This window comes from Actinoallomurus acanthiterrae, assembly GCF_054775715.1.
In genome coordinates, this window is the sequence record NZ_BAAHCO010000001.1 from 7273156 (window position 1) to 7291954 (window position 18799).

Below are 18799 nucleotides of genomic sequence, written 5' to 3' on the forward strand. Positions count from 1 at the left end.
TTGGCGGTGTTTTGAACACCGCGGCGGCGTAGTGGCCCAGGCCCCGGGTACCGCTTCCTATCGGGAGAAAACAGCAGGTCAACGGGGGGCTAACGATGCTGAGGCTCATGCGCCGCGCCGGAATCACGTCCGACATGATGTACATCGCCGGCTTCGGATCGATCATCGCGTCGGTCGCCAGCTGGGCGATGTCGATGCGGGCCGAGAAGGCCGGTATGGACCGGGCGGACCGCTGGGGGATCTTCGTCGGCGAGTGGGCGCCGACCTTCTTCGCGCTCGGCGTCGCCATGCGGATGGAGGAGGAGTACGGCGAGGAGACGCCGAGTGAGCGGGCCGAGCGGATGAAGCACCGCGTCCGGGAGGCGATGCCGGTCGGCTGACCCTCGCACGTACCCGGAGAAGGTCACCGGAGTTCCGGTTGGCCGACCTTCCACGGCTCATCCGGCCCATGGCGGCCCTCCCGCGGCGGTCCCTGCCGCACGATCAGGACGCCTACGGCTGGGAGCTGAAGTGGGACGGCGTCCGGGCCGTCGCCTACGTCCAGGGGGGCGGCCTGCGGCTGATGTCCCGCAACGACAAGGACATCACGCGCTCCTACCCCGAACTGGCTGGCCTGGCCCGGATGCTGCCCCGCCCCGCGGTCCTCGACGGCGAGATCGTCGCCCTGCGCGACGGCCGCCCGAGCTTCGCGACGCTTCAGCTGCGGATTCACGTCCTGCGTCCCGGCGAGCGGCTCGTCCGGGCCGTGCCGGTCCAGTACTACCTGTTCGATCTTCTTCACCTCGACGGGGAGTCGCTGCTGCCGCTCCCCTACACCGAGCGGCGGGACCGCCTGGACGCGCTCGGCCTCGACGAGGAGCCCGTGCGCGTGCCGCCCTGGTGGCGCGGCGACGGCGAGGCCGTCTTCGCCGTGGGCCTGGCCCAGGGCCTGGAGGGCGTCGTCGGCAAGCCACTGCGGTCCCGCTACCACCCGGGGCGGCGCGGTCCCTGGATCAAGGTGAAGCACGTCCGTCACCAAGAGGTCGTGATCGCCGGGTGGATCCCCGGGGCGGGCCGCCGCGCCGACCTGATCGGATCCCTCGCGCTGGGCGTCTACGACGGGGAGCGGCTGCGGTACGCGGGGAACGTGGGCACCGGCTTCACCGAGGCGGGCCTGCGGGACATGGCCGCGCGGCTGGCGCCCCTGGCCCGGGGCGAGGACCCCTTCGACCCGCCGGCGCCCCGCGAGGTCGCCCGGCGCGCGCACTGGGTGCGGCCCGAGTTGGTGGGCGAGGTCGCGTTCGGCGAGTGGACCCCGGACGGCGTCCTGCGGCACCCCAGCTGGCGGGGGCTGCGCCCGGACAAGAAGCCCCGCGAGGTCCACCGCGAAGATCCCGGTTGACGCCCTTCTCCCGTACATGCGCGGCGAAGGCCCCGGTTCGTGGCTTCTCCCGGTGTTCTTCCGGCGTGTCCATTTGCGGGATCATGGTGTCGGAAGCAGAGTTACCCCGGCGTCCCGGCCGGTCCCGATCCGGCGTCCCGCGCGGCGGGTCGCCGTTCGTTCCCCTCACCTCTGGAGTGTCCTCGTGCGTAAGCATGTGCTCGTTCTCGTCGCCGTGGCCAGCCTGGGCCTGGCGGGCTGCGGCGGCGGATCCGCGCATCACGACAAGACCGCCGCGTCCGCCAAGACCGGCGGCGCGGCCGCGGGCGTTCCGCTGCCCACCGCCTCCCCCAAGGGCGACAGCGACGCCCCGACGTGCACGACCGTCTCCTACCGCGTCACCGGCACGGACGTCCAGGTCACCGCCCAGGTGGGCAAGACCCCCATCACCCTCAACTTCGAGGCCGACGACGCCGACGACAACCCCGTCACCGGCGACCCGAAGACCTCGGGCGTCACCTACGCCTTCAAGGGCGGCGACACCCGGCACACCCTGGTGATCAAGAATGTGCGCTCGTTGAACCACGTCACCGTCATCGGCCTGGGCACCGACCAGAACGACTCCTGCCGCGCCTACGCGGGGTAACGCACCCCGCGAGGCGACCCCGGGCCGCCGGCTCGATACGCTCCACCGGAGTCGGTAAGAAGCAGGACATAACGGCACCGCCGGCGACCAGGCGCCCCCTGACCGCCGGCGCCGGCTTCCGGAGGACGGATCATGCGAGTGCACCTGGCGTACGGCGAGTCGGGGTTGGACATCGACGTGGACCCCGAGGTGACCACGGTGGTCGAGCCCGTCCACCACGAGGCCGCCGCCGACCAGGTCGCCCTGGTGCGCGCGGCGCTGCGTCACCCGGTCGCCGGGCCGCCGCTGCGCGAGCGGGTACGGCCCGGTCAGACGGTGGCGATCTCGGTCTGTGACGGCACTCGGCCCCAGCCCCGCCGGCTGGTCGTCCCGGCGCTGCTGGCCGAACTCGACGGCGTCGTCCGGCTGGAGGACGTCGTGATCCTGATCGCCACCGGCACCCACCGCGGCAACACCGACGCCGAACTGCGCCAGATGTTCGGCGACCAGGTCGTCGACGCCGTACGGATCGTCAACCACGACGCGCGGCGCCCCGACGAGCTCACCTGGATGGGAAGGTTCGGCAAGGACGTGCCGGTGTGGCTCAACCGCGAGTGGGCCGCGGCCGACGTTCGGATCACCACCGGCTTCGTCGAGCCGCACTTCTTCGCGGGCTTCTCCGGCGGGCCGAAGCTCGTCGCCCCGGGGCTGGCCGCGCTGGAGACCGTTCTCGTGCTGCACGACGCCGCCCGCATCGGTGATCCCCGCGCGACCTGGGGCGTCACGCACGGCAACCCCGTCCACGACGACGTACGGGCGATCGCGGAGGCCACCGGGGTCACCTTCGCCATGGACGTGGTCCTCAACCGGGACAAGGACGTCGTGGCCGCCTTCGGAGGCGACCTGTCGCCGATGCACGCCGCCGCGACGGCGGCCGCGAAGCGCATGGCGATGCGGCCCGTCGAGGCGCCCTTCGACGTGGTGGTCACCACCAACTCCGGCTTCCCCCTGGACCAGAACCTGTACCAGGCGGTCAAGGGCATGTCCGCCGCCTACCAGGTGGTCCGCCCGGGCGGCACCATCGTCTGCGCCGCCGAGTGCCGCGACGGTTTCCCCGACCACGGCTCCTACCGGGAGGTCCTGGCCTCCGCGTCCTCGCCGCGGGCGCTGTTCGACGCCATCAGCGCCCGCACCGAGACGGTGCCCGACCAGTGGCAGGTGCAGATCCAGGCGCGCATCCAGTCCGGCAGCCGGGTCGTCATGCACACCGGCCACCTCAGCGACGCGGACCTCGCCACCGCCCACCTGGAGCAGACCAGCGACATCTCCGCCACGGTCGCCGACGCCCTGTCGGCGGCGGGCCCCGATGCCCGGTTGTGCGTGCTGCCCGAGGGTCCGCAGACGATCCCGTACCTGGCCGGGACGGCGCGATGACCCGGCCGCCGGCATCCGGCTGAGGAAGCTCCGGCGGCCCGAACCGCTGGGCGTGGTTCAGCGCCGGCCGCGGCCGGTGAGGCGGCCCAGCCAGTAGGCGAAGCCCCACTGGGCGATCCGCGTGAACGCCTCGATCATGATCGCACGGCTCATCTTGCTGGCGCCGTGGGTGCGTTCGACGAACCGGATCGGGACCTCGGTCACCCGCAGGCCGCCTCGCACCGTGCGCAGCGTCAGGTCGACCTGGAAGCAGTAGCCCTGCGACGTGACGTCGTCGATGCCGATCTTCTGCAGGGTGGTCGCGCGGTAGGCACGGTATCCGCCGGTCGAGTCGCGCACCGGGAAACCCAGCATGATCCGCGCGTAGAGGTTCGCGCCCCGCGACAGGATCTCGCGGTTGATCGGCCAGTTCTCCACCGTTCCGCCGCGGGTCCATCGCGAGCCGATGACCAGGTCGGCCTCGCCGAGCGCGCTGAGCAGCCGGGGCAGCTCCTCCGGCTGGTGGGAACCGTCGGCGTCCATCTCGACGAGCACGTCGAAGCCGTGCTCGATCCCCCAGTGGAAACCGGCGATGTACGCCGCGCCGAGGCCTTCCTTGCCCGCCCGGTGCAGGACGTGGACCCGCTCGTCGTCGTCGGCGAGCCCGTCGGCGATCTTTCCGGTGCCGTCGGGACTGTTGTCATCGGCGATCAGGATGTCGGCCTCGGACACGGCGGCGCGCACCCGGCCGACGATGCTCTCGATGTTCTCCCGCTCGTTGTACGTCGGGATGATCACGAGCACCCGCCCGATGTCCTCCATGATCTGCACCGGTCAGGCCTTCCTCGTCCGTGTTCTCCAGCCGGCGGCGACCGCGGCCGCGAATCCCAGAAGCGCCAGCACCCACTCCGGCGCGGCACCCAGATGATCAGTAAGGGTACGCGAGGTGCGCAGCGGCACGCTGCGCACCTGAAGATCCGGGGTGAATTCCTTTGACTGCGTCAGAACCTTGCCGTTCGGGGCGATGATGCCGCTGATTCCGCTCGTGGAGGCCACGAGCACGCTGCGCCCGTGCTCGATCGCGCGCATCCGCGACATCGCGAACTGCTGCGGCGGCAGACTCGTCTTCCCGAATGTGGCGTTGTTGGTCTGGACGACGAGCAGTGGGGCGTCGGCGACATCCCGCACGAGTCCGTCGTAGGCCACCTCGAAGCAGATGACGTCTCCGATTTTCACCGGACCGAGCTGAAGGGATCCGCGTGAACGGCCCTTGACGAATTCCCCAACCCGATCGAAACGGGTGATGAGCTTTTTCAGCAGGCCCCGGAAGATCGGGATGTACTCGCCGAACGGCAGCGGGTGGCGTTTGACGTAGTAGGCGCCGGGTCCGGTGGTGGGGCTCCAGACGATCCCGCGGTTCTCGACGTGCTCGCCGTCGCCCGCGTCGATGACGGCGCCGACCAGCACGGGCACGCCGATGTCGCGGACCGCGGCGTCGATCACCCCGCGGGCCTGGTCGTCGGCGTACGGGTCGAGGTCGCTGGAGTTCTCCGGCCAGATGACCAGGTCGGGCCGGGGCAGCTTCCCGGCGCGGACCTGCTCGGCCAGCCGGTGCGTCTCGCGGGCGTGGTTGTTCAGGACGGCCTCGCGCTGGCCGAGGAAGTCCAGGCCGGCGCGGGGCACGTTGCCCTGCACGACCGCGACCGTCACCTTGCGGCCACCGGTCGGGCGGGGGACGAACATGCCGACCAGCCCGAGCGCGAGCACGCCGGCCAGCGCCACCGCGACCCAGCGGAGCGGGCGACCCGGGGCCGTGCCCGGCGCGGGATCGCCGGTGGTGGGCTCGGCGGCGTCAGCGTCAGTGTCGGCGATCGCGTCCTCGTGGACGGCATCGGGATGCGCGGCGGCGGTCCGGCGGCGCCACAGGAGCAGGGCCGTCGCGGCCAGCAGCCCGCCGATGAGCGCGGTGACGAAGCTGACCAGCGGGGCGCCGCCCACCGAGGCGTAGCCGGTGAGGGGTGAAGCGCTCTGGCTGAACGCCAGCCGCGCCCAGGGGAACCCGCCGAACGGCACCCGGCCCCGGACGAGCTCCTCGGTGATCCACAATGCGGCCGTCCACACGGGCCAGCCGGGCAGCCGGGTGACGAGGGCGAGGCCGGCGCCCAGGAGCGCGAAGTACAGCGCCTCGAAGATGCTCAGCGCGATCCACGCGTCCAGGCCGACGGGCCGCAGGCCCTCGAAGGTCGGGAAGCAGAACGCCAGGCCGAACAGCATGCCGAGCGCGAGGCCGCGCCGCCAGGTGCGGCCTCGGAACAGCAGCGCGAGCATCGCCGTGGCGACGGGTGCCAGCGGCCACCACCCGATCGGCGGGAACGCCGCCGCCAGCAGCAGACCGGCCAGCACCACGCCCGCCGGGCGCGGCAGCCAGGCCGGAACTCGCGACGCCCGGCCGCGTTCGGCGGCGGCGGGCGTCTTCTCGGCGAGCATCTCTGACGCCACGGCACTCCTCATCAGGTCGGACCCTCGGCGGAACGCTACCCGGTATACGGGCAGGCCGCTTCCAAGGATGATCCCACTTCCGGGCAGAAGCCGCAGCGCCCGGGGATGCGGAAGATCGACGCCGGGTGGAAGGCGGCCGTACGAGAGGCCCCCGCCGGTCAACGCAGAGTACCCGGGCCGGCGGAACACAAGGGCGCGGAAGAGGACCGAGGCCGGCGGAACGTGAGGCGGAAACGGACCGAGGCCGGCGGAACACAAAGAGGCGAAAACGGAAGAGGACCCGGGCGCTCCCTTCGAACCGGACCCGTCTCGTCGGCGGCGAGCGCGTAGTCCGTTGTCTGATGGGTGCCCAGGCCCTTACCGAGTTCCACCCCCCGCCGGCCGGGGTGCTCCGGCCTTGGGCGGGCGCGTGATCCTGCGTCTGGCACGGACGGATGGGCGCCTGAGCCGGCGCGTGCTCGCAACCCCCGTCGCGGCGCAAGATTCGCGGCGCCCCGGTCGGCCGACCGGTCAGTCCTGCGGTGGACGTTCAGGCAACCTATCGAGATCCGTAGCGATGTCAAGGCGGCCCCGACCTGCGGATTGCCGCGTATCCGCAGGTCAGCGGTACCGTGACGGGACCTGGAAATCCCCCGGATCCGCGCCGTTCATCGCGTGTCGGTCCGCGGCTCACGTTCCGTCGTGCGGTAGGACGACCGTTCCGGTGGCGGTCACGACGACGATCGGCTCCGGGAGGACCTCGGCGGCGGACGGGCCCTTGTCCGGGCGCGCCCGGCACACGACCCGCGCCTCGAATGCGAGGGTGCGGCTGCGGCGCCCCGCCCGGACCACCGTCGCGGTCGCCTCCAGGACGTCCCCGGCGCGGACCGGCGCGCGGAACTGCACGTCGTCGTAAGAGGCGAACAGGCCCTCGTCGCCGCCGTCCCGGATGCACACCTCCGTGGCGACGTCGCCGAACATGCCCAGGACGTAAGCGCCGTCAACGAGGTCGCCGCCGTAGTGGACGTGGGCGTAGGGGACGTACCGGCGATGCGTGACGGTCAGGCCGACGCGCGGATCCGGTCTGGTCATGCGCCCTCCGCGGGGTTCTCAGGGGTCCAGCTGGGCAGCAGGGCGTGCACGAGGTAGCTCGCGACCTCGCCGGGGGTGGTGCCCTTGCCGAAGATGCGGTCGACGCCGAGCTCCTGCTCGGTGACGGTGTCGAAGCGCGGCCCGCCCGCGATGAGCAGCGGCCGTCCCATGCCGGGCCCGACCGCGGTCGGGTAGGCGGCGTGGAAGGCCGCGGCCATCTGCTTGGTGTTGTGGATGTGGGCGTTCTTCTGGGTGACGACCTGGGAGACCAGCACGGCGTCGGCGTCCTCGGCCTTGGCGCGCTCGACGAGCTCCTCGACGGTCACCTGGGCGCCCATGTTGATCACCTGGATCTCGCGGTGGTACTCCAGGCCCTTCTCCCCCGCGAACCCCTTGACGTTGAGGATCGCGTCGATGCCGACGGTGTGCGCGTCGGTGCCGATGCAGGCCCCCACGACGACCATGCGGCGGTTCAGAACGGTGCGGATCGCCAGGTCGATCTCCTTGCCCGACAGCAGCGGGTACTCCCGGCCCTCGGGCACCTCGATGCCGACGTAGTCGATGAGGTGGTTGACCTTGCCGTACACGATGAAGAACGTGAAGTTCGGCCCCATCGCCTTGGAATGCACGACGCTGGCCGGATCCAGGCCCATCTTCCCCGCCAGTTGCAGGGCGGCCAGTTCGGCGCGCTTCCCGGCGGGCACGGGCAGGGTGAACGACACCTGCACCATCGCGTCGCCGGTCGTGTCGCCGTACGGCCGGATGATCGAGGGCAGGTCCTGGACGTCGGGCCGGTCGGTCCTGGTGGCGTCCTGCGGTTTCACTCTGCGCTCCCTGCGGTCGTCGGGACGGCTGCGGCGTGCGGGTCCTCCGACTCCAGGATCTCCAGCACGGGGTTGAGGTAGCCGTCGGCGCGCTCGACGACGCCGTCCAGGCCCTTGCCGCCGTCGGCGGGCCGGCGGGTCACCCCGAAGGTCCCGTCGGCGATCGCGGCCAGCAGCGTGTCGTCGCAGATCCGCTCGAGCAGGTCGACGGACTCGAACAGCACCTGCCGGGCGCGCCGGACGATGAACCCGTCCGGGCGCGGGACGAAGTCCTCGGCGAGTGCGCCACAGGCGTCCCGGACGTACCGGACGTTCTCCAGAGCCAGGTCGCGGTCGGACAACCAGGGGGTGTGGATGCCCTCGGTCATCATCCCGATCAGGATGATCGACTGGCCGGTCATCACGCCGGCGAGGTTGAAGAAGGCGTCCAGCAGGTAGCCGGCGAAGATGTTGCCGGTCATGTGCTTGGTCGGCGGCATGTACTTCAGCGGCGCGTCCGGGAACAGCTCCCGTACAAGCTGGGCGTGGGCCAGCTCCAGGCGGAACGAGTCGGGGATCGCCGGATTGATCTCGAAGGCGTGGCCGAGGCCGAGCTGCCAGTCGGCCAGGCCCGCCTCCGTGCCGAACCGCTCGTTCAGCAGCTGGCTGACGACGACGGTGTGGGCGGCGTCGACGGCGTCGGCGGTGGTGAGGTAGTTGTCCTCGCCAGTGTTGATCACGATGCCGGCGCGGGCGTGGATCTGCCGGGAGAACCGCTGGTCGATGAAGGTCCGCCGCGGGTTGATGTCGCGGAAGATGATGCCGTACATGCAGTCGTTGAGCATCATGTCGAGGCGTTCGAGCCCGGCGAGCGTGGCGATCTCGGGCATGCACAGCCCCGAGGCGTAGTTGGTGAGCCGGACGTACCGGCCGAGCTCGCGGGAGACGTCGTCGAGCGCGGACCGCATGAGCCGGAAGTTCTCCTGCGTGGCGTACGTCCCGGCGTACCCCTCGCGGGTGGCGCCCTCGGGCACGTAGTCCAGCAGCGACTGGCCGGTGGAGCGGATCACGGCGACGACGTCGGCGCCCTCGCGGGCGGCGGCCTGCGCCTGCGGGATGTCCTCGTAGATGTCGCCGGTGGCCACGATCAGGTAGATCCAGGGCTGGCGGGGGTCGCCGGTCAGGCGCAGCATCGCGTCGCGTTCGGCGCGGCGCGCGTCGATCTGGCCGATGCCCCGCCGGGCCGAGCAGCGGGCGAGTTCGGCGGCCGCGTCGGCGTCGCCGCCGGCCGGCAGGCGGAAGGTCACCGCGCCCAGCGCGGCGGCCCGCGCCAGGTCGCCCAGGTCCTCGTACGACTCGCGCAGCAGGGCGTCGAAGACCGGCAGCGCGACGCCGTGCTCCAGGCCCACCTGGTCGCGTACGGCGTCGACGAGGTGGTTGACCCAGGGCAGACCGTCGGAGTCCGCGCCGGTCAGGCCGGCCAGCCGCAGCTGCGCCCGCTCCACGGACACGGTCGTGTGGGTGCGGGCCATCTCGATCACCGGCCGGGCGGCGCGCTCGGCCAGCGCCCGGGCCTTGCGCACCACCTGGGGGTCAAGATCCAGTTTCGTCATTCCGTCTCCACCCGGTCCTCGAAGATCTTGCGCAGGCTCGGCTCGGCGCGCAGCAGGTCCAAGGCCAACTCCGCGTGACCGGGGACGTACCCGTTTCCGATCAGCATGGTCACATCGGCCGCCAGTCCTTCGGCGCCGAGCGCCGCGGCCGAGAACGACGTGGCCATCGAAAAGAAGATCACGGTGCCGCCGGACGCCGTGGCCAGGATCGCGCCGTGCTCGCAGCCGGGAACGTCCACGCACACGACCGTGACGTCGGCCCCGGTGCCGCCGACGGCGTCGGCGAGCGCGATCGGGTCGCGGGCGTCGGCGAGCACGACCTCGTCGGCCAGGCCGGAGGCGCGCAGCCGCGCGGCCTCGGTCTCGTTCGGCACGACGCCGACGGTCCGCTTGGCGCCGGCGCGGCGTGCGGCCGCCAGCGACAGTGATCCGCTCTTGCCCGCCGCGCCCAGCACCGCCACGGTCGGCGATGCGTACGAGCCGACGACGCGGGAGGTCAGGGCGGGTGCGCCGCACACGTCGAGGACGGCCAGGGACAGCTCGGGCGGCAGGTCGGCGGGCAACTCTGCGGCGATCGAGCGGGCGAACAGGATCGCGTGCCCCTCGGCGGGCACCTGCTCGCTCCGCCCGTCCCAGCGGGCGAGGCCGTCGGTGATCTTCAGCGGAGTGAGCGTCAGGGAGACCAGGGTGGCCACGCGCATGCCGGGCCGCAGGCCGAGCGGGGAACGGGGGCCGACCTCGTCGACGACGCCGATCAGCATGCCGCCCGAACCGGTCACCGGGTTGTGCATCTTCCCGCGCGTCTCGATGATCTCGGCGACCTCGGCGCGGATCCGGCCGGGGTCGCCGCCGTGCTTGGTGTGCAACTGCCGGTACGAGGCGGCGTCCAGGTTGAGCCGCTCGACCCGCAGCCGTACCTCGTCGTCGTGGACACGGGGGTCGGTGTCGAGGCGGCCGGCCGCCTGCGGCAGCACGCCCGGCGGTTCGGCGACCCGGTGCAGACCGACCGGAGAACTTCTCATCCCTCACCTCGCTGACGGAAAATCTTCTGGGTACGCTTGGCTCTAGAAGAATATTTCTCGTATCGTCAGGCTAACGCAAGAGTTCATCCTGGAGGGCATTGTGACCGCTGTCGCCGCAGAGTCCGCGCACGCGCCCGGAGGGCACCCGCAGCCGTACGCCTACCGTCACCACGAGCTCGTCGAGCCCGACTGGCGGCGGTTCCCCGGCTGGCGTGAGGTCACCACCGCGGAGTGGGAGTCGGCACAGTGGCAGCGCTCGCACTGCGTGAAGAACCTCCGCCAGCTGCGCCAGCTGATGGGCGACCTGCTGAGCGAGGAGTTCTACGCCGACCTGGAACGTGACCAGCGCGAGCGGGCGACCATGTCGATGCTGGTGCCGCCGCAGATGCTGAACACGATGGACGTGAGCTCCACGGAGGCGTTCTACGCCGACCCGGTGCGCCGCTACATGCTCCCGGTGTTCAGCGACCGGCGCACCGACTGGCCCTCCCACCCGGTCGCCAGCCGCGACTCGCTGCACGAGGCGGAGATGTGGGCGGTCGAGGGCCTCACCCACCGCTACCCGACCAAGGTGCTCGCCGAGCTGCTCCCGACCTGCCCGCAGTACTGCGGGCACTGCACCCGCATGGACCTGGTCGGCAACTCCACCCCGCAGATCGACAAGCACAAGTTCACGCTGAAGCAGCCCGACCGGGTCGAGACGATGCTGGACTACATGCGCCGCACCCCGCAGGTCCGCGACGTCGTCGTCTCCGGCGGCGACGTGGCCAACATGCCGTGGGCGCGCCTGGAGTCCTTCGTCGACCAGCTGCTCGACATCGACAACATCCGCGACATCCGGCTGGCCACCAAGGCGCTGATGGGCCTGCCCCAGCACTGGCTGCAGGACGACGTACGCGCCGGGGTCGAGCGCCTCGCCGCCAAGGCGCGTTCCCGGGGCGCGCAGCTGGCGATCCACACGCACGTCAACGCCGCCCAGTCGATGACCCCGCTGGTCGCCAAGGCCGCGCGGGCGATGCTGGACGCCGGCGTCCGCGACGTGCGCAACCAGGGCGTGCTGCTGCGCGGCGTCAACACCACCGTCGAGGAGCTCCTCGACCTGTGCTTCGCGCTGCAGGACAACGGCGTGCTGCCGTACTACTTCTACCTGTGCGACATGATCCCGTTCAGCGAGCACTGGCGGCTGTCCCTCGGCGAGGCACAGCGCCTGCAGCACGGGATCATGGGCTACCTGCCCGGCTTCGCCACGCCCCGCATCGTCTGCGACGTGCCGTACGTCGGCAAGCGCTGGGTGCACCAGGTCGCCGAGTACGACACCGAGCGCGGCATCTCCTACTGGACCAAGAACTACCGGACCGCCCTGGAGAGCGACGACCCGGAAGCCCTCAACCGGCGCTACGAGTACTACGACCCCATCCACACCCTGCCCGAGGCCGGGCAGGCCTGGTGGCGCGCGCACGCCCGCGAGATCCCCGGCAAGGCCGCCGACCTGGCCGCCGCCAGCCGCACGGCCTCCGAGGCCCTGATCACGGACTGACTGAGGGCCCCGCGGGGGCGGGCCCTCAGGACACCGCGAACCCGTCGCAGCCGATGTAGTAGGCGTCCCCGTTCGGGTGGACGTGGTACCAGATCACCGTCCAGTCGCCGGTCTGCAGGTCGTACGCCCAGTCCTTCGGCTGGGTGAAGTCCCGCGGATAGTGCAGCGTCACCCAGTCCGATCCCTTCACCCGGACCGGCCGGGTCTTGACGACCCCGGTGACGTGGTTACCGCGCAGCGCGACCGGGGGACGCATCTCGGCTGCGACGTAGTAGCCGCCGGGCGCGCTGTTCTGCGCCCGGAGCGCGACGTCAGCGCTGGTCTTCGGCTTCGCCGGTTCGCGGGGGGCCGACCACTGGAGTCCCAGCGCACCCGACGAGCCCTCGGTGCGCACGGCGGGTGTGCACCGACCGCCGGACCAGGCGAGCGCGTCGAAGTCCGGGTCGGTCTCCTTGGAGAAGACGTCCGTGGGATTCCCGGCGGTCGTCGGCCGGGTCGGCGAGCCGGTGCCCGAGGAGCCGGCGCCGGTGCCCGGGGAGCGGCCGCCGGTCCCGGCCCGCCCCGAGTGGGTGCCGCCCTTGTCGCCGAGGCCCGGGGCGAACTGGAAGAGCAGCACGCCCGCGACCACGGCCGCCGCCGCACCGCCGCCGACCACTCCGAGCAGGGTCCGGCGGGAACGGACGGCCGGCACCGATCGGGTGGTCGTCGGGCCGTGACCGGACGGGACGAAACCGTGGGCGACCGCGGTCGGAAGGTCCGGCGGCGGGACCTCGGTCAGCTCGAGCAGCCGCCGGTATGCCGGGTCGTCGGCGATCGGTCCCTGGACGCCGCAGAGGGCCGGCACCTGCCCCGCGGCGGGCCGCGCCGCCGGATCCTTGTCCGCGCACCGCGCGATGAGCCCGGCCAGGCCCGGCTCGACCCCGGCGACGTCGACCGGCGCGTGAACGGTGCGGTACATCACCGCGTGCACGTCGCCGACGCCGAACGGCGGGCGTCCGGTCGCCGCGTACGCGATCGTGCCGGCCAGTGCGAAGACGTCGGCGGCCGGGCTCATCCGCTGCCACTGGATCACCTCCGGCGCGAGATACCCGGGCGTGCCCGCCGCCGCGCCGGTGTGCGTGATCGCCGTCTGGTCGTCGCCCCGGGCGATACCGAAGTCGATCAGACGCGGGCCGTCCGGGGCGAGGATGACGTTGTGCGGCTTGAGATCCCGATGCTGCACCCCGCGCGCGTGAACGTCCGCGAGCGCCTCGCCGAGCGCGGCCATCAGCCGCAGGCAGGTCGCGACGGGCAGCGGTCCGTACCGCGCCACGGCCTGCGAAAGGGTCGGTCCCTGCACGTACTCGGTGGCCAGCCAGTACGGGGGCGCGTCGAGGCCGGCGCCGACCAGCGCCGCCGTGAACGGGCTGCGCAACTCCCCTACGGTCGCCACCTCGCGGCGGAACCGCGCCAGCGCCTCGGGGCTGTCGAAGTCACTGCGGATCACCTTGATCGCGACGTGGCGGCCACCCGGGGACAGCCCGAGGTAGACCTGCCCCATCCCACCGGCGCCCAGCCGGGCCAGCAGCCGGTACCCTCCGGTCTCCGCCGGATCGCCGGCGCGTAGTGCCTCCATGGTCGGGCCACTCCGTGATGCTCTGCTCGTGCACGCCATCCGTGCGTCCGGGCGATCCTAGCGATCACGGGCCGCGTTCCGGCAACTCTCGATCACCACCGATGAGCGGTCCGTGACCGGTTCCGGCGCCCACCGGCCGGGGCCGGGAGACCGACCTGCGATCATGAGGTGTGCGCGTCGACGAGCGGTTCCGGGACCGAGGGTGGCGGCTGTTCGACTTCGCCCAGGAGATCCTCGTGGTCTGCCCGCGCTGCGCCGGCCGGGCGCACGTCACCATCCACCCCGACCACCGGGCGTGCCAGCGGTACGCCGTCGCACGCCTCACCGAGCCGCACCGCCTGACCTGCCCCGGCTGCGGCCACACCCGCGACTGGTCCCCGCGGCCCGCCCGGAAGGGCGACGCGGACCTGTACTTCGCCGGCGGTCCCCCGCTGGCCGTACCGCGCCTGACCGGCCCGGACGACCCGTTCTTCGGACTGCCGCTGTGGCTGTCCCGCCGATGCTGCGGGCGGACCCTGTGGGCCTACAACACCGCCCACCTGGACGTGCTGGAGGGCTACGTCACGGCACGGCTGCGCGAACGCCACCCGTACACGGGGTCCGGCAGCCTCGTCGAACGCCTCCCCGCCTGGATCAAGACCGCCGGCAACCGCGCGGAGGTCCTGGCCGCCATCCGCGACCTGCGCGCCCGCGCCTCGGAAGGTCACGCGCGCGAGAGGTGACGGGCGAGGAAGGCGACCTGGTCCGGCAGCATGCGGCGGCGGAACGCCGCGTCGTGGCAGCCGGCGTGGATGCCGCCGGTGACCTCGGCCCGGCCGGCGCGGCGAAGCCGGGCGAGCAGATCCCTGGTCGGCGCGGCGAACGGGTCGTCGCGCCCGCAGGTCAGGGACGCCGGGACGCCTGCGAGCGCGGGTGCCGGCGCGGCGTCGTCCGAGCGCGTCAGCGCGGGCGAGGCCGCCGCCACCGCGGCGACCCGGTCGGCCCCCAGGGAGGACGCGAGCAGCAGAGCGCCACGGCCGCCGATCGACCAGCCGAGAAGCCCGATCCGGCTCGTCGGCAGTCCGTGGTCGCGGAGGAAGGGCAGCAGGTCGCGCGTGATCACCGGTGCGGGCCGCCACTGCGCGTCGGCCCAGGCGTCGATCGCGGCCACGGCGAACGGGGCGGCGCCCCTGCGCACCGCGTCGGCGAGGAAGTACTGAATGCCGTACACGTCGAACGGCGTCCGGGCGTCCCCGTCCGAGCCGTGCAGCAGCACGACGACCGGAAGGTTCTTCGTCACGCCGGCGGGATATCCGATCACGACCCGCGCCGTGCCGCCGTTCGCCGAGAAGCGCACCTGCTGGACCGCGCCGGGGGCGACCTTCGGAAGCGGCGGCATCGTCCCGCACTTCCCCAGGTACGGCGCCAGCCGGTAGCGACCGGGCAGCACATCCTCCTCGACGAGGCCGTACGCGGTGCCGACACCCGCGAGCGCGGCGATTCCGCCGATGCCGGTGATGAGAACGCTGCGGCGGGTCAAGATCGACACAAGGCGCGAGCCTAGTCTGTACGCGTGGACTTTACTGTTGGTGCCGCCGTCACCCTCGAAGAATTGCAGGCCGACCCGCATCCCGCGCTGGCCCGGCTGCGCGCAGCCGAGCCTGTCTCGTGGATTCCGGACTTCGACGGCTGGCTCGTCACGCGGCACGATCTGGCGCTCCGGGTCATGCGCGACGCCCGGACGTTCACCGTGGACGATCCGCGCTTCTCGACGGCGCAGGTGGTCGGCACGAGCATGCTCTCCCTCGACGGAGCGGAGCACACGCGCCACCGTGACGCCTTCGCCCGGCGGTTCCGGCCCGCCGAGACCCGCGCCCGCTTCACGGCGTTCGTCGAGAGCGAGGTCGACCGGCTGATCTCGGCGGTCGCGGCGCGCGGGCACGCCGAGGTCCGCGCCGACCTCGCCGGGCCCCTGGCCGTCGCGGTCGTCACCGAGGCCCTCGGCCTGCGGGACGTCACGGCCGCCACCGTACGGTCGTGGTACGACGCGTTCGTCACGGCGGTCTCGGCGATCACCGCCGGCCGTCCGGCGAACGCCACGGACGCGTACACGCGGTTGCGGGCGAAGGTCGAAGCGGCGCTCGCCGACGGCGGAGTCACACCTGCGGACGGCGTTCCCCCGCTCCTGGCCACCGCCGCCCGCGACCTGACGACGGATGAGGTCGTGGCGAACGCGGCGGTGCTGATGTTCGGCGGCATCGACACGACCGAAGGCATGATCACGAACGCCGTCCTGCACGTGCTGAGCCGTCCGGACGTGGTGAGGATGCTGCGCGACGAGCCGGGTCTCCTCCCCGCCGCCGTCGAGGAGTCGGTACGGCTGGAGCCCGCCGCCTCGGTGGTGGACCGCTACGCCACCCAGGACGTCACTCTCGGAGGCGCCCGCATCGCCGCGGGCGACCTCGTCCGCGTCTCGATCGCCGCCGCCAACCGGGATCCGGCCGTCTTCGCCAATCCGGACCGGTACGACCTCCGGCGGGCCGACGTCGACCGGCATCTGGCGTTCGCGCATGGCCCGCACTTCTGCTTCGGCGCGCACCTGGCGCGCATGGAGACGACGACCCTCCTGGGCGCGCTGCTGCGCCTGCCGGGCCTTCGCCTGACCCGTGCCGCCGCACCGGAGGGACTGGTCTTCCGGAAGCCCTCCACCCTGGACGTCGCGTGGGACGGTCCTTTGAAGATTTCGTAAAGCCAACCGGCTTTACATTGTAGATCATCTACTTCCGCAGCGCCCTGACGGGCGGCGGCGGGGCGTTGCTGGACAAGGGACTTTTCGGACCCGATACTTCCTGTCATGGAGGGCCTGCCGGTACGCGCTTCGGACGAAGATCGCGACCGTGTCCTCCGGGTGCTCCGCGACCGCGCCGCCGAGGGCCGGCTGTCGCATGAGACGTTCGAGCGCCGCGTCGAGTCCGCGCTTCAGGCGCGCACCCAGGCGGAGCTGTCCCAGCTGGTCCACGACCTGCCGCCGGGCAACCGCATCGTGCGCGGCCTGACCGGCGTCGTCTCCTCGCTGTCGTCGATGACGGCCCGCGTCGAGGCGGCCTGGCGCGCCCCGCGGCTCCCCAGGTTCGTCCTGCCCCCGCGCGATCGAGTGCGCCTGGTCATCGGGCGGGCGCCGACGTGTGAGTTCGTGGTCGCGGACCTGACCGTCTCCCGGCTCCACGCGGAGCTGCGCCGGACCGGGAACACCTGGCTGCTGTCGGACCTGGGATCGATGAACGGCACCCAGGTCAACGGATACCGGATCTCCGGCCCGACCCGGGTCCGCCCCGGCGATGAGATCGCCTTCGGCCGGCAGCGGTTCATCCTGACCGCGGGCTGAATCCGGCCTCGCCGGGAGGTCGGTCGGGGTGGATCGGTCGGGTGTAAGCCCGACCGACCGCGGCTCGGCATGCAGGCCGTGTGGGTGGGCCTGGCGGCGTTCACCGTCGTTTCGGCGGCCCTGGCGGTCAAGCGCATCCTCCCCAAGCGCGAGCACTGACGCACGTCCCCTACGGGTGCTCCGCTGACACGGTGGGGCGAGAACGCCACCGTGGGCGGTCAGGCGCGGCCCGGTCCGACCAGGCCGCGCCACCTTCCGGGTGCTATGCCGAGGTGCCCACGTCGACGGTCTCCGGAGCGCCGGGCCTGGCGTCGGCCGGCGTCGTACCAGGGCGCACGAGACGGCGCCGACCATGATCACGGCGATGGGCAGCGCCAAGGTCGGCCGCATCGCGTGGATGAAGCCGTGCTCGAACGTGGACGCCGCCACCCGCCGAACGTGGTGCGCGACGGTCGCCGGCGTTCCCGGCGGCGGCGTGATCGCCGCGCCGGTCTGCCCGGTGCCGACCTCCAGGCCGCCCCCGGCGGTGTTCTTGAAGGCGGCCACGAACGGACCGCGGACGCTCTCCGGAAGGGCGGCGGCCCGTACGGCGGCCTCGTGCCGGAGCGAGAGGGCGAGACGGTTCTGCAGCACCGCGCCGACCGCGGCACTGCCGACGACCGTCCCGATCTGCCGGATCGTGTTCAGCACGCCGGAGGCGGCCCCGGCCATCCTGGGCTCCACGTTGTACATCGCCACGGTGATCATCGGGCCGAACACGCAGCCGATGCCGAACCCGGCCACGATCAGCGCCGGCTGGAACACGTACCACGCGCGACCCACGCCGGCGACCGCGGCGAGCCAGGCCATGCCGACGGCGAACAGGGCCAGGCCGGTCATCAGGATGTACTTGCCGCCGATCCGATCCGCCATCCCGCCCGCGAGCGGCGACACGAACGCCGACACCACCATCGCCGGCGCCATGACCAGGCCGGCCTTCAGCGCGCTGAAGCCCAGCACCGACTGCAGGTAGATCATCACCGGCAGGAACAGGCCGATCATTCCGACCTGGACGGTCGCGGACACCAGACTCATGACCGCGTAGTCACGATCGCGGAAGAGCGTGAAGGGCAGCAGCGGTTCGCCGCGCTGCCGGGCGCCCTGATGGATCAGGAAGACGACGAGGAGCAGCGCGGCGCCGCCCAGCAGCGCCCAGATCCCGGTGTTCCAGTCGTACCGCTGGCCCTCGGTGAGCCCGAAGGTGAGGCCGAACAGCGTCGCGGTGGCGAGCACGACGCCCGGCACGTCCAGCCTGCGCCGGACGCCGTGCCGAACGTCCGGCACGAGCGTGACCGCCATCGCGAGCACCACCATGCCGATCGGAACGTTCACGAAGAAGATCCAGCGCCAGCCGGCCGCGCTGACCAGGAACCCGCCGAGCGTGGGCCCGGCGATCGTCGCCACGCCCGCGACCGCTCCCCAGACGCCGAGCGCCGCGCCCCGGCGCTCGGGCGGGAAGGTCCCGATGATGATCGTCATCGTCTGCGGCATCAGCGTCGCCGCGCCCAGGCCCTGCGCGGCGCGGGCGGCGATGAGCTGGGCCGGATCCCGTGACACGGCGCACAGCACGGACGCCACCAGGAACAGCGCGACACCCCAGATGAACATCGTGCGCGGCCCGCGCACATCGCCCAGCCGGCCGGAAGTGATCAGCAGCGCGGCGAGGACGAGGATGTAGACATTGATCACCCACAGCACTTCGTCGAGCGACGCGTGCAGCTTGTCGATCATGCTGGGGATGGCGACGTTGACGGCCGTCAGGTCGAGCAGCGTCATGAAGAATCCCAGGCTGAGCGTGAGCAACACCACCCATGGATCGCCGCGCCATCTGCTCATGA

The 18799-nt window shown here is 72.1% G+C and carries 16 protein-coding genes and 1 pseudogene; 8 read left to right on the top strand and 9 right to left on the bottom strand.

Going from position 1 to position 18799, the window contains the following annotated elements; all coding sequences use genetic code 11:
- Positions 1 to 107: 107 nt before the first annotated feature.
- From ACYVF7_RS34315 to larA, 4 genes are all read left to right on the top strand, one after another.
- Complete coding sequence (locus ACYVF7_RS34315) at positions 108 to 380, top strand: hypothetical protein (RefSeq protein WP_460348894.1); 273 nt, start codon at positions 108 to 110, stop codon at positions 378 to 380.
- Positions 381 to 418: 38 nt separating this feature from the next.
- Entirely contained in the window at positions 419 to 1381 is a 963-nt protein-coding gene (ligD, locus tag ACYVF7_RS34320; protein ID WP_460348896.1) for a non-homologous end-joining DNA ligase, read from the top strand.
- Positions 1382 to 1565: 184 nt separating this feature from the next.
- Entirely contained in the window at positions 1566 to 2006 is a 441-nt protein-coding gene (locus ACYVF7_RS34325) for a hypothetical protein (RefSeq protein ID WP_460348898.1), read from the top strand.
- Between the two features lie 132 nt (positions 2007 to 2138).
- The gene (larA, locus tag ACYVF7_RS34330; RefSeq protein WP_460348900.1) at positions 2139 to 3419 is read left to right on the top strand and encodes a nickel-dependent lactate racemase; all 1281 of its coding nucleotides are present in this window, start codon (positions 2139 to 2141) and stop codon (positions 3417 to 3419) included.
- A gap of 57 nt (positions 3420 to 3476) precedes the next feature.
- Here the strand turns inward: larA and ACYVF7_RS34335 are convergent, their stop codons facing one another.
- The 6 genes from ACYVF7_RS34335 to kdd form a co-directional block, all read right to left on the bottom strand.
- On the bottom strand, positions 3477 to 4220 hold the full coding sequence (locus ACYVF7_RS34335) for a polyprenol monophosphomannose synthase (protein ID WP_460358262.1): 744 nt from the start codon (positions 4218 to 4220) through the stop codon (positions 3477 to 3479).
- Between the two features lie 12 nt (positions 4221 to 4232).
- Entirely contained in the window at positions 4233 to 5897 is a 1665-nt protein-coding gene (gene lnt / locus ACYVF7_RS34340; protein ID WP_460348902.1) for an apolipoprotein N-acyltransferase, read from the bottom strand.
- A gap of 669 nt (positions 5898 to 6566) precedes the next feature.
- Positions 6567 to 6968, bottom strand: coding sequence for a 3-aminobutyryl-CoA ammonia lyase (kal, locus tag ACYVF7_RS34345; RefSeq protein WP_460348904.1), 402 nt, complete (start codon positions 6966 to 6968; stop codon positions 6567 to 6569).
- Positions 6965 to 7792, bottom strand: a complete 828-nt coding sequence (kamE, locus tag ACYVF7_RS34350; RefSeq protein WP_460348906.1) for a lysine 5,6-aminomutase subunit beta — start codon at positions 7790 to 7792, stop codon at positions 6965 to 6967. Before kamE ends, kal begins: the two co-directional genes overlap by 4 nt.
- Positions 7789 to 9384 (bottom strand): lysine 5,6-aminomutase subunit alpha, encoded by a 1596-nt coding sequence (gene kamD / locus ACYVF7_RS34355; RefSeq protein WP_460348908.1) that lies wholly within the window; start codon positions 9382 to 9384, stop codon positions 7789 to 7791. Before kamD ends, kamE begins: the two co-directional genes overlap by 4 nt.
- Positions 9381 to 10406: an L-erythro-3,5-diaminohexanoate dehydrogenase gene (gene kdd / locus ACYVF7_RS34360; RefSeq protein ID WP_460348910.1), complete on the bottom strand. Its 1026-nt coding sequence runs from the start codon at positions 10404 to 10406 to the stop codon at positions 9381 to 9383. The genes kamD and kdd overlap by 4 nt, the downstream gene beginning before the upstream one ends.
- Before the next feature lie 100 nt (positions 10407 to 10506).
- Here kdd and ACYVF7_RS34365 point away from each other — a divergent pair, with 100 nt between their 5' ends.
- Positions 10507 to 11943 carry a KamA family radical SAM protein gene (locus ACYVF7_RS34365; RefSeq protein ID WP_460348912.1) on the top strand — a complete coding sequence of 479 codons (1437 nt, stop codon included), beginning with the start codon at positions 10507 to 10509 and terminating at the stop codon, positions 11941 to 11943.
- Positions 11944 to 11968: 25 nt separating this feature from the next.
- Here ACYVF7_RS34365 and ACYVF7_RS34370 read toward each other — a convergent pair whose 3' ends face one another.
- A complete protein-coding gene (locus tag ACYVF7_RS34370; RefSeq protein ID WP_460348914.1) occupies positions 11969 to 13558 on the bottom strand; it encodes a serine/threonine-protein kinase in 1590 nt (529 codons plus the stop codon).
- A gap of 170 nt (positions 13559 to 13728) precedes the next feature.
- Between ACYVF7_RS34370 and ACYVF7_RS34375 the strand changes: the two genes are divergently transcribed.
- On the top strand, positions 13729 to 14280 hold the full coding sequence (locus ACYVF7_RS34375; RefSeq protein WP_460348917.1) for a hypothetical protein: 552 nt from the start codon (positions 13729 to 13731) through the stop codon (positions 14278 to 14280).
- Here ACYVF7_RS34375 and ACYVF7_RS34380 read toward each other — a convergent pair.
- Positions 14262 to 15086 carry an alpha/beta hydrolase gene (locus ACYVF7_RS34380; protein ID WP_460348919.1) on the bottom strand — a complete coding sequence of 275 codons (825 nt, stop codon included), beginning with the start codon at positions 15084 to 15086 and terminating at the stop codon, positions 14262 to 14264. The genes ACYVF7_RS34375 and ACYVF7_RS34380 overlap by 19 nt on opposite strands.
- A 24-nt stretch (positions 15087 to 15110) precedes the next feature.
- Between ACYVF7_RS34380 and ACYVF7_RS34385 the strand changes: the two genes are divergently transcribed.
- Both ACYVF7_RS34385 and ACYVF7_RS34390 read left to right on the top strand, forming a co-directional pair.
- Entirely contained in the window at positions 15111 to 16286 is a 1176-nt protein-coding gene (locus ACYVF7_RS34385; RefSeq protein ID WP_460348921.1) for a cytochrome P450, read from the top strand.
- A 105-nt stretch (positions 16287 to 16391) separates the two neighbouring features.
- A complete protein-coding gene (locus ACYVF7_RS34390; protein ID WP_460358264.1) occupies positions 16392 to 16922 on the top strand; it encodes an FHA domain-containing protein in 531 nt (176 codons plus the stop codon).
- A 615-nt stretch (positions 16923 to 17537) separates the two neighbouring features.
- Here ACYVF7_RS34390 and ACYVF7_RS34395 read toward each other — a convergent pair.
- Positions 17538 to 18797, bottom strand: a pseudogene (locus ACYVF7_RS34395) (DHA2 family efflux MFS transporter permease subunit); the annotation flags it as partial.
- Positions 18798 to 18799: the final 2 nt, after the last annotated feature.